Consider the following 10,916-nt stretch of genomic DNA (forward strand, 5'->3'; position numbering starts at 1 on the left):
CGACTTAAGTCGGGATTTTTGATTTCGCTAAAACCTTTACGAGGCTTTTGCCTGTTTGGATTTTAAAATTTCAGTTCTGAAGTTTTGAGCCAATTCAGCGGCATCACTGTCCATCCCATTGAGCATAAATGCATGACGAGTGAGCACATTGGTCGGATTTGGCAAACTGACCAATTGGAAATGATCTGAAATCTCTTTGAGCAAAGTTGTCGGCACATGAATGGCACTTTCTTTAGCAACCAATTGTTGGACTAAACGTTCAGCCGCTTGCACAGAAGACAATTGCATGGCTTCGACAGAGCTTGAAATTGCACTACGGGTTTGTAAAACGAAACGTTTTTCTTCACGGTAGCGTTTATATAAAACATCTGAAAGCAATTGGAATACTGAGCTGATCATGGTGAGGCAACGCAGCGCATCTGGAGTGTCAGCGGTCATGCTGATGGTTGCGCCATGTTCATCAAACTTATGTACCGTACTGATGTCAGAACTGTTCAATTTATAATGTTGAACACAGAGTTCTGTGGTTTTATTTAAGAAAATTTGGCAGAGATTAAAATACGGCACAGACACGGTTTTGTTGACGCTATCGAGCAGCTGTTTCGGATCATAAAATTGAATATTTAATGCCAAGCTGTTGCTGTCGAGAACCACTGGTTTCATGTCTTTATGCTGTTTTGCTTTTGCTTGCGCATTTTGCTGCGCTTGAGCAATCGCCACAGCGGCATTATGTTTTTCTTGTTCTAAAGCCTGCGCTAGCGTTTGAATTTCATGTTTTAGACGTGATTCATTGTTGATTCGCGCTAAATATTCAGTACGACTAGGGCGAGCAATGGCACGATACGCTAACCACAACAAGCCATGTAGGAATAATGAAAATAGAATCGCGGCCCATTGCGTACGTAAGATTTCACCAATACTTGGTTTAATTAAAGTGATTTCAACCGTTCCGACTTTCTTTTCGTTTTGCAACGCATCACGAACAAAGATTTCACCGTCACGGGTTTTGGTCAAACCGCCTGTGGCCAAAACTTGATTATTGGCATTTAAGATGCGGATGGAAGCCACGCTCGGGTTGGTTGCATAGCGGTCAGCAAGTAAAGCTAATGATACGGTATTGGCCGGCTCAAGCTCAGATAGGCTGTCTGTAACCAATTGACTGGTCATCAGTTGTCCCTGACTGGCACGGTTTTCGTTCAGTTGGTGGGTTGTTGCCAATACCAATAAAAAGGTATGCAAAGCAAAACAAACTACTAATAGGCTAGCAAATAGCCCTTGTCTAGGCGCATTCAACGTAAACTTCCAAGGCATTTCTATTCAATTTAGATTATGATTCTTACATTAGTTGTAGCTCAGACCCGAGTCAATTCATGCGAGAAATCATTCTTATATCACTTTTAGGACCTGACCAACCTAATCAATTTACACGATTAATGCAGGTTTTGTCCGCACATTCCTTACAGATTTTAGATGTCGGACAAGCAGTCATCCACAATCAGCTGACTTTAGGTATTGTTGTTTCGTCGGAAGACCAAACTGCGACAGCATTAGCCATGAAGGAGATGTTGATTTTAGCACATGATATTGGCTTAACTGTGCGCTTTAAACCAATCTCTACAACAGAATATCAACAATGGGTAAATGAGGGAGGCCGCACACGCTATATCGTTACGGCACTTGCGCCAGAATTACAGGCGTCTCATTTACAGGCAGTTACAAATATTGTGTCGAGCCAAGGCTTTAATATTGAAACTGTGACTCGTTTATCTGGCCGTCCAGAGTTAGATGGATCAAGCGAAGGTCCACGCCGTGCCTGCGTTCAATTTGGCTTAAAAGGCCAGATGTTGGATGCCACTGCGATGCGTGCAGCATGTTTACGTCTATCTACTGAACTAGGGGTAGATGTTGCCGTTCAAGAAGACAATGCTTACCGTCGTAATCGTCGTTTAGTCTGCTTTGATATGGACTCAACGCTGATTGAGCAAGAAGTAATTGACGAATTGGCGATTGAAGCGGGTGTCGGGGCTCAAGTGGCTGAAATCACTGAACGTGCTATGCAAGGCGAGCTCGATTTCCAACAAAGTTTCCGTGCACGTGTGGCACTGCTCAAAGGTATGGATGCTTCGGTATTGCCTAAAATTGCAGAACGTCTGACTGTCACAGAAGGTGCGGAACGTCTGATTTCAACGCTGAAATCACTGGGTTATCGCACGGCTATTTTGTCAGGTGGTTTTCAGTATTTTGCTGAATATCTACAAGCAAAACTGGGTATCGATGAAGTCCATGCCAATGTACTGGACGTCCAAGATGGCGCGGTAACCGGTGAAGTGAAAGGCCATATTGTGGATGGTGCCCGCAAAGCCTTCTTATTGACTCAAATCGCTGAAGAAATGGGGATTTCATTAGAACAAGCCATTGCAGTCGGTGATGGTGCGAATGACTTGCCAATGTTGTCTTTAGCTGGCTTAGGCGTTGCCTTCCGTGCGAAACCTTTGGTGCGTCAAAATGCCAATCAAGCCATTTCAAGTGTGGGTTTAGATGGTGTTCTTTACCTGCTTGGTGTGCACGATAAAGATTTAAATCGTGCTTAAAACCATTTAAGTCATACTAAAAAACGTAGCCAAAAGGCTGCGTTTTTTTATGCCAAGAATTCAGCTCATCCGATGAACGGTAGAAGAAAATTGTCGATAAAAACAACGATTAACAGCATTCGAAAAATTAATTTTTTTAGCCTAAAATCAGCTGTTTTTTTTGTAATGACACTCGAAACGAGATGCCATCATTGTTCTAGAAATTCTTTAAAAAGAAAAAATGTAATGACAAAATAATGTTGCGACAAGGTGTGTCGCATGGACAAAAAACGAGACTTTTTTTATGCAAAAAACTCAGCATAATGCTTGCAAGAGATTGAGATCGACCAAATCTATTTACTGAAGATACAGTAGTGAGACGGCTCAGCATCCTGTAAGACAAGAGATGTCAGCTGTCAAATGACGGAGGTTTTTATGTTAACAGCGAATTTAGCAACAATCGTTGGCCTGAGCTTGGTATCGGCGGCTGTGATTGCTGTTTTCTTCTCGCCTTATCGTCGCTGGTTAAGTTTTATGCTGGCGGGGATGCTGGTGTGGGGACTCATTGAAGTGATTCGATTTGGTACACAAACCATGTTTGAATTATCAGTGACTTATAGTTATTTAACGGCATTAATGGCCGCAATGGTGGTATTCACTTTAGTATTGTTACGTGAAGACCGCCGTGCAGAGCGTGCGATGGCAAAGCGCCAATGTATAGAGCACACGCCTGTATATGATGAAGAACAGCAATGTTCGAGCCGATAAATGCCAGAACAAAATTTCAATGAAAATGCGCCTAAGGGCGCATTTTTTTATGAACGCATTAGTCCGATTTGAGATACAAAGCCTTACTTCTCAAAAGCCAAGTTATGGTAGGATGAAACCAGTCAATTTTCCAACAATTACAATAGGCTTTAAGTCATGAAACTATCATCAATTCCTGTCGTAAAACTACCTTTAGTTGATGTCAGTACGGATCCACTTGATTTACTCGTGGCAGGTTTAGCGCTTCGTATGAAACAGCTTGCACGTACTAGCCCTAAATTCATTGAATTGGTTCATGAACGTCAATTTCGCATTCAAATCGGTACGGATTTGGGTGTTGCACGTCAAATTATTGTAAATAATGGACAGATTGATACTGTTTCAGGTGATGCTGAAAAAGCCGACTTTATTTTGCAATTTGCGGACAGCGTACAGGGCGTAAAAACCCTGATGAAAGGTGACCCAACTGCATTCATGACGGGTATGCAAAATGGCAGTATTAAAATGGAAGGTGATTTTGGGCTTTTGGTTTGGTTTAACCAAGTGGCGAAGTTAATTCCACCTAAACTTCCAAAACCGGTTAAAGAAAAAATCAAAATCGCACGTGCGTTTATTAAAGAGAAAACCGGTAAATAAATTTAATTTTCATTGAAAATTAACGTTTTTTTGGTAAAAATACCCCCCACTTTTTAGGGGGTATTTTTATGAAAAAATTAATTACGTCGGGTTTAATTGCCGCATCATTAACAATGACAGGTTGTGCAAGTATCATTTCTGGATCGACTCAAACTTTAACCTTTAAGTCAGTTCCTGATGAAGCATCGATTTCAATTACAAATAAAGCGGGGGAAAAGGTACATACAGGTATCACACCTGCAACTGTTACTTTAAAACGTGGCACTGGATACTTTAAACCTGCAGCTTATGATGTGACATTTAAAAAAGATGGCTATCAAACAAAGACTGTACAGGTAACAGGAACGGTAAATGGTTGGTATGTCGCTAATATTATTTTTGGCGGACTTATTGGTTTGTTAATTGTTGATCCAGCTACTGGTGCAATGTATACATTGAATCCCGCTGATGTAAATACTGTTCTAGACGCAAATCAAACAACAACGTCAAAGAAAAATGATCAGTCATTAACAGTCATGCTTGTGAAAGATATCCCTGTGGAAGTAATGCAACGTGCAAAACTGATTACAACCATTTAAGACCGTATTATTCTAGCTTGTGAAAGCCCTCAAAAGAGGGCTTTTTTAATGCTTCAGTGGTTATTCAACTTCTAAATTAAAGGTCACTGGACCGTCATTAACCAAATGCACTTTCATGTCGGCAGCAAAGATGCCTGTTTGTACATGGTCATATTGGCTCTTGGTGTAATCGACCAGCTGTTCATACAGTGCTTTGGCATCGTTTGGCGGCATGGCAGGGCCAAAATCGGGGCGCAGGCCTTTTTGCGTTTGCGCCATCAGGGTAAATTGAGACACCAAGAGGATACCGCCGCCGGCTTGACTGACATTCCAGCCCATCTTGCCTTGTTCATCATCAAAAAAGCGGTATTTCAAGATCTTATCAATCAGCTTTTTGCCTTTTTCTAAATCATCCGCTTTGCCAAGGCCTAAAAACACTAAAATACCGTGATTGATTTCACCCGTGATCTCACCATCGACCACCACTTTGGCTTCTAAAACACGTTGTAACAAGGCCCGCATAACTTCTTCCGAGTAGAAAATTGAACATAGGGCAGGGATTGTAGCAAATGCATCCTTCTTTCGAGGCGATGTGTAGAATTTTTTGGGCTCAAACATTTGAAAATGAACTGTATATTTTTTATAAATCTAATAATACGATTGAATTTATAAAATAATCTGTTTTATCTATTTATTGAATATCAGTATCTTTGCGGGGCAGGAAAGGTATTTAACAGAGAGATTAAGACGATGTTTAAGCGTTCTTTATTGGTTGCGATGTTAGCAACAGCAACAGCGGCGACTCAAGCAGCGCCATTAACCAAAGACAATGGTGCACCAGTAGGCGATAACCAAAACTCGATTACTGCGGGTCCAAATGGTTCAGTTCTACTTCAAGACGTGCAATTGTTTCAAAAATTACAACGTTTTGGTCGTGAGCGTATTCCTGAGCGTGTGGTACATGCCCGTGGTACAGGTGCTTATGGTGAATTCGTTGCAACTAAAGATTTATCTGATCTAACCATTGCTTCATTGTTCAAAGCAGGTACCAAGACTCCAGTTTTCTTACGTTTCTCGACTGTAATTCACGGTAAAGGTTCTCCAGAAACTTTACGTGATCCGCACGGTTTTGCGATTAAGTTCTATACACAAGAAGGCAACTGGGACTTAGTGGGTAACCAAACTCCAGTGTTCTTCATCCGTGATGCGATCAAATTCCCAGACTTCATCCATGCCATGAAGCCTAGCCCAATCAACAACGTTCAAGACGCAAACCGCGTATTTGATTTCTTGTCTAGCCAGCCATGGGCAACCAACATGTTGACTTATGTGTATGGTAACCAAGGCGTGCCTACCAGCTACCGCGAACAAGACGGCTTTGGTGTGCATGCATACAAGCTTTATAACGACAAAGGCGAATACAAATACGTTAAATTCAACTTCCGCTCTAAACAAGGTGTGAAAGGTCTGAACGTTAAAGAAGCTGCTGAGCAACAAGGTAAAGATTTCAACCACTTGACTAACGATCTTTATAACAACATCAATGCTGGTAAATTCCCGAAATGGGATCTTTATATCCAAGTGTTAGATCCTAAAGATTTAAACAGCTTTGATTTTGACCCGCTTGATCCAACAAAAATCTGGCCTACAGATCTAGTGAAAGAAACCAAAGTGGGGACTTTAACGCTGAATCGTATGCCAAAAAACTTCTTCAATGAAACTGAACAAGTGGCATTGGCTCCAGGTAACTTAGTTCCAGGTATCGAGCCTTCAGAAGACCGTCTATTACAAGGTCGTATCTTCTCTTACTCAGATACTCAAATGTACCGTTTAGGCGCGAACCACCAGCAAATTCCAGTAAACCGTCCGCTTGTTGCTGTTAACAACAACAACCAAGATGGCTACATGAATGTTAGCGAGCGTGATTCTGACGTGAACTACGAGCCAAGCCGTAAAGAGCCTAAAGCTGCCACTGAGAAAGCACGTGCAGTTCAAACACCGCTGACTGGCACAGTTCAACAGATCGGTACCAAAGAGCAAAACTTCAAGCAAGCGGGTGAGCTTTACCGTTCATACTCTGCTAAAGAAAAAGACGATTTAATCATGAACTTGGCTGCGGATCTTGGCAACGTAAAAGATTCTGAGACCAAGCACATCATGTTGTCTTACTTCTACAAAGCAGATGCAGATTACGGTATGCGTATGACCAAAGCAGTAAACGGTAACCTTGCAACTGTAAAAGCCAAAGCAGCACAACTGAAAGACTAATTTCGATCAGTCTGAAGGATTGGTAACTAGGGGCTAGAACGTTACCTCAAAAAAGTCCTATGAAGCTCCATACCTTTCCTGCACCCTAGGGGGAGTTTCATAGGCACTCCTTAAATAATTCATTTTTCTTAATGAAATGAATTGTTTCCAATTCAATTCTACATTCGATTTCTGTTGGAGTTCATCATGAAAGTTATGCAGCATTTGACTTTAGCCAGTCTTCTTGCGTTTGGTTCCGCATTCGCAAACGTGGCAATCGCGGAAGATATCTCCCCCGCTAAAGCGCCTGCAAGCGATCAGATGACCTCACAACAGGAATTGATTGCGATCTTCTTTGCTGCAGCCAAAACCGGCAATGAAGAAGTGATTAATGAGTTTCTTAAGCATGGTTTTCCGGTTGATGTACGCAATGCCTCGGGTTTTACACCGCTGATGATGGCGACCTAATTATGGTCATCAAAATATTGTGACTCGTTTATTGGAACATGGTGCAGACCGCTGCGCACGTGACAATAAAGGTAACACCGCTTTGATGGGCGCCATGTTTAAATTGGAATGGGCGATTGCAAAGCAATTACGCCAAGTAGACTGCGATGCCAATGCCCAAAAAACGGGGCAAAAGACTGCAGAACAGTTTGCACATGAATTTGGTCAAGAAGAAAAATATCGGCAGTTGCTCAAAAAATAGTGAGCTTGATCGCGCTCAGCTTTAGCAAAAAAATTGAAAAAAGTCGATGAATCGTGGTGATTTATAAGTTATTCCACTAAATCAATCGGCTTTTTATCAATAAAGTATGCTTTAATGCAAAGAGTTGATAAAAACTGAAAGTCTTTATGTCTCCAATCATCCAATCCTTATTAGACACAGATCTGTATAAATTCACCATGCTTCAGGTGGTGTTACACAAATTTCCGCAAACCCATAGTGTGTATCACTTTCGTTGCCGTAACTTGGATGATACAGCCTATCCACTGGTTGAAATTTTGGATGATTTAAACATGCAGCTCGACATGCTGTGTCAGTTGAAGTTTAAAGAAGATGAATTGCAGTATTTACGCAGTTTACGTTTTATTAAAAGCGATTTTGTTGATTATCTTGAATTATTTCAGCTTAAACGCCGTTTTATTAAAGCGGGTATTGATGATGAAGGTCGACTCGACATTTGGGTAGAAGGCCCAATGGTTCAAGCAATGATGTTTGAAATCTTTGTTTTAGCCATCGTCAATGAATTATATTTCCAACGTATTCGTACACCCGAAGTTTTAGCCGAAGGTGAGCGTCGTTTGCAACATAAGATTGCCTTGCTGAAGCAGTATGAAGTACGGCAAAATCCAAATGATCCACCATTCTTGGTCTCTGATTTTGGCACGCGTCGTCGTTATAGTTATGCATGGCAAAAGCATGTAATTGAAGAATTAAATCAGGCTTCACCGTATATTTTCCGCGGTACAAGTAATGTTCTGATTGCCAAAGACTTGAACATTACTCCAATTGGTACAATGGCGCATGAGTTCCTACAAGCATTCCAAGCGCTTGATGTTCGTCTACGTAACTTCCAGAAGTCTGCGCTAGAAACATGGGTACAGGAATACCGCGGTGACTTAGGAATAGCCTTAACGGACGTTGTCGGTATGGATGCGTTCCTACGTGACTTCGATTTGTACTTTGCCAAACTATTCGACGGTTTACGTCATGACAGTGGCGACCCGTATGAATGGGGCGATAAAGCCTATGCACATTACAAAAAGCTTAAAGTCGATAGCAAAAGTAAAATGCTGACCTTTAGTGATGGTCTAAATATCGAAAAAGCGTGGGATTTGCATAATTACTTTAAAGACCGTTTCCAAGTTAGCTTTGGTATTGGCACCAACTTGACCAATGATATGGGGCAAACTGCGCTGAATATCGTACTGAAACTGGTTGAATGTAATGGTCAATCTGTGGCAAAAATTTCAGATAGTCCGGGTAAAACCATGACGGATAATGATACTTTCTTAGCGTATCTACGTCAGGTATTTGACATCCCAGAAGTTAGCGCTTAAACACAGCATTAGATAAAACTAAAAAAGCCGAATCAATGATTCGGCTTTTTTATATCTAAAATATTGCTAAAGGAATGCAAAAATTCAGAATAATAGTGAAAATGACTTATGCTAAGATCGAATTTAATCGCACAAAATACAACACGAACAACGATGACAGCATCTACACTGAATTTTGGTCTGCTGATTGAAGCGGAAGAATTGGTTCCACATCTTGGTAATGAAAAACTACGGATCGTCGATTTGAGTCGTCGTTCGGTTTATGACCAATTGCATATTCCACATGCACTGCATGTGCAGCCGAAACTGTTAGTGCGCCAAGAAGAACAAGCGATGGGGCTTTTACCTGACCAAGCCGGTTTAGAACAGCTCATCAGCTATCTGAATATCAGTCCAGAACATCATGTAGTAGTGTATGACGATGAAGGTGGGGCATGGGCTGGTCGACTGATTTGGAACTTACATTGCCTCGGTTTTGAAAATACCAGTCTCCTCAATGGTGGCATCCATGCTTGGCTTGGGGCAGGCTTACCGACCTCGTCTGAAATTGAGCAATTTGAACCCGTGAGCCCATTGGTTGAAGTAAGTGCAGAGGCGCGTGCTCAGTATCAAACAGATTATGATGAGCTATTGGCTCGTGTGCAGCAGGAGCAAATCCAAGTATGGGACTGCCGTACCGAAGATGAATATACAGGCCTACGTTTGGCTGCGCGACGCGGCGGTCACATTCCGGGGGCACGACATTTCGAATGGAGTACTGCCCTTAACCGGGAAAATCATTTAAAATTGCATCCTTTAGAACGCACACAACAACGCTTAGAACAATTGGGATTCAATTTAAACGAACCTGTGGTGGTATATTGTCAGTCCCATCATCGGTCGGGCCTAGCTTATATACTGGGACGTTTACTCGGTTGGAATATTCGAGCTTATGATGGTGCGTGGAGCGAGTGGGGCAACCGACTCGATAGTCCTGTGATCACCGGAGAGTTGCCGTCTTGAGCCTTACATCTCAGTTAAAAAAACAAATTTTTATTCAAGCTCAGCGTGTTGTTCCGCAGCACAAATTATCACGTATCGTGGGTAAATTGGCTGCGAGTGAAAACCCTGTGGTGAAAAATGCTGTGATTACCGCATTTAAAGCACAGTATGGCATCGACATGTCGATTGCTGAGCAAAGTAATGCCCTGAAATTTAAATCATTCAATGAATTTTTCACTCGTTCTTTAAAAGAAGGCGTACGTGTAGTTGATGCAAATGCCAACAGTGTTGTTTCACCCGCAGATGGTGCGATTTCACAACTGGGTAAAATTGAAAATGGTGATGTATTTCAGGCCAAAGGGCAGAAGTTCACTGTTGAAAACCTGATTGCCGATCCACAATTGGCTGAGCCGTTTAAAAATGGTCAGTTTGCTACGGTCTATTTGTCTCCAAAAGACTACCACCGTGTACATATGCCATTTGCAGGGACATTGACAGAAACTTTGTATGTACCGGGTGAATTATTCTCTGTAAACCAAACCACTGCTGAAAATATTCCGGGTTTATTCGCTCGTAATGAACGCATGGTCTGCTTATTTGATACAGAAGTTGGTCGTATGGCGGTCGTACTGGTAGGTGCAATGATCGTGGCAGGTATTGAAACCGTGGCTACAGGTAAAGTTAAACCGACAGGGCGTTTGGAACTGAATCAACACGATTTATTCTTAGAAAAAGGTGCAGAATTGGGCCGTTTCTATTTAGGTTCAACAGCGGTTGTGTTGTTTGAAGAAAACAAAATGCAATGGGATGCGACCTTTAAAGCCAACTCGACTGTGGTGATGGGCGAAGCTTTAGGGCATACCATCTAATGAATTCCCTGTCCCTTTAGGAGAGGGTTAGGGAGAGGTTTTTGAGCTAAGCTGATGTATTCAAAAAAGAATCCCTTCTAACCTCCCTTTATTAAAGTGTCTTGTCCTGAAATAGATTGACAGTATTCCACTTCAAACCGAGTTAAGCAATTAGCTCGGTTTTAGTTTGCTCATACGTCTGATTCGGGGTGTTCATATTTAAACTTAAATGTGGTCTATAGCAA

10 protein-coding genes and 1 pseudogene are annotated in these 10,916 nt (G+C 41.8%); 9 read left to right on the forward strand and 2 right to left on the reverse strand.

The features are described 5' to 3' along the window. Positions 1-36: 36 nt before the first annotated feature. A complete protein-coding gene (locus tag FTU37_RS12545) occupies positions 37-1,293 on the reverse strand; it encodes a hypothetical protein (RefSeq protein WP_180116843.1) in 1,257 nt (418 codons plus the stop codon). Between the two features lie 77 nt (positions 1,294-1,370). Between FTU37_RS12545 and serB the strand changes: the two genes are divergently transcribed. The 4 genes from serB to FTU37_RS12565 all read left to right on the forward strand — a co-directional run bounded on the left by serB (position 1,371) and on the right by FTU37_RS12565 (position 4,552). Next, positions 1,371-2,591 (forward strand): phosphoserine phosphatase SerB, encoded by a 1,221-nt coding sequence (gene serB, locus FTU37_RS12550; protein WP_078193257.1) that lies wholly within the window; start codon positions 1,371-1,373, stop codon positions 2,589-2,591. Between the two features lie 414 nt (positions 2,592-3,005). Next, positions 3,006-3,338 (forward strand): AciT family ciprofloxacin tolerance protein, encoded by a 333-nt coding sequence (gene aciT / locus FTU37_RS12555; RefSeq protein ID WP_078190616.1) that lies wholly within the window; start codon positions 3,006-3,008, stop codon positions 3,336-3,338. A 156-nt stretch (positions 3,339-3,494) separates the two neighbouring features. Next, positions 3,495-3,974: an SCP2 sterol-binding domain-containing protein gene (locus FTU37_RS12560; protein WP_180124435.1), complete on the forward strand. Its 480-nt coding sequence runs from the start codon at positions 3,495-3,497 to the stop codon at positions 3,972-3,974. A 68-nt stretch (positions 3,975-4,042) separates the two neighbouring features. Continuing rightward, positions 4,043-4,552 (forward strand): hypothetical protein, encoded by a 510-nt coding sequence (locus FTU37_RS12565; RefSeq protein WP_180124436.1) that lies wholly within the window; start codon positions 4,043-4,045, stop codon positions 4,550-4,552. A gap of 60 nt (positions 4,553-4,612) precedes the next feature. Here FTU37_RS12565 and dtd read toward each other — a convergent pair whose 3' ends face one another. Continuing rightward, positions 4,613-5,053 (reverse strand): D-aminoacyl-tRNA deacylase, encoded by a 441-nt coding sequence (dtd, locus tag FTU37_RS12570; RefSeq protein WP_168379709.1) that lies wholly within the window; start codon positions 5,051-5,053, stop codon positions 4,613-4,615. A 228-nt stretch (positions 5,054-5,281) separates the two neighbouring features. Here dtd and FTU37_RS12575 point away from each other — a divergent pair, with 228 nt between their 5' ends. The 5 genes and pseudogenes from FTU37_RS12575 (at position 5,282) to asd (ending at position 10,692) form a co-directional block, all read left to right on the forward strand. Next, entirely contained in the window at positions 5,282-6,799 is a 1,518-nt protein-coding gene (locus FTU37_RS12575) for a catalase (RefSeq protein ID WP_180124437.1), read from the forward strand. Positions 6,800-6,985: 186 nt separating this feature from the next. Beyond that, positions 6,986-7,487: pseudogene (locus FTU37_RS12580) on the forward strand (ankyrin repeat domain-containing protein). Between the two features lie 146 nt (positions 7,488-7,633). Then, positions 7,634-8,842 carry a nicotinate phosphoribosyltransferase gene (gene pncB / locus FTU37_RS12585; protein WP_168379706.1) on the forward strand — a complete coding sequence of 403 codons (1,209 nt, stop codon included), beginning with the start codon at positions 7,634-7,636 and terminating at the stop codon, positions 8,840-8,842. Between the two features lie 153 nt (positions 8,843-8,995). Beyond that, positions 8,996-9,844, forward strand: coding sequence for a sulfurtransferase (locus FTU37_RS12590; RefSeq protein ID WP_180008663.1), 849 nt, complete (start codon positions 8,996-8,998; stop codon positions 9,842-9,844). Continuing rightward, positions 9,841-10,692 carry an archaetidylserine decarboxylase gene (asd, locus tag FTU37_RS12595; protein WP_078193251.1) on the forward strand — a complete coding sequence of 284 codons (852 nt, stop codon included), beginning with the start codon at positions 9,841-9,843 and terminating at the stop codon, positions 10,690-10,692. Before FTU37_RS12590 ends, asd begins: the two co-directional genes overlap by 4 nt. Positions 10,693-10,916: the final 224 nt, after the last annotated feature.

Source organism: Acinetobacter sp. YH12097 (genome assembly GCF_013419225.1).
Classification (GTDB): domain Bacteria; phylum Pseudomonadota; class Gammaproteobacteria; order Pseudomonadales; family Moraxellaceae; genus Acinetobacter; species Acinetobacter amyesii.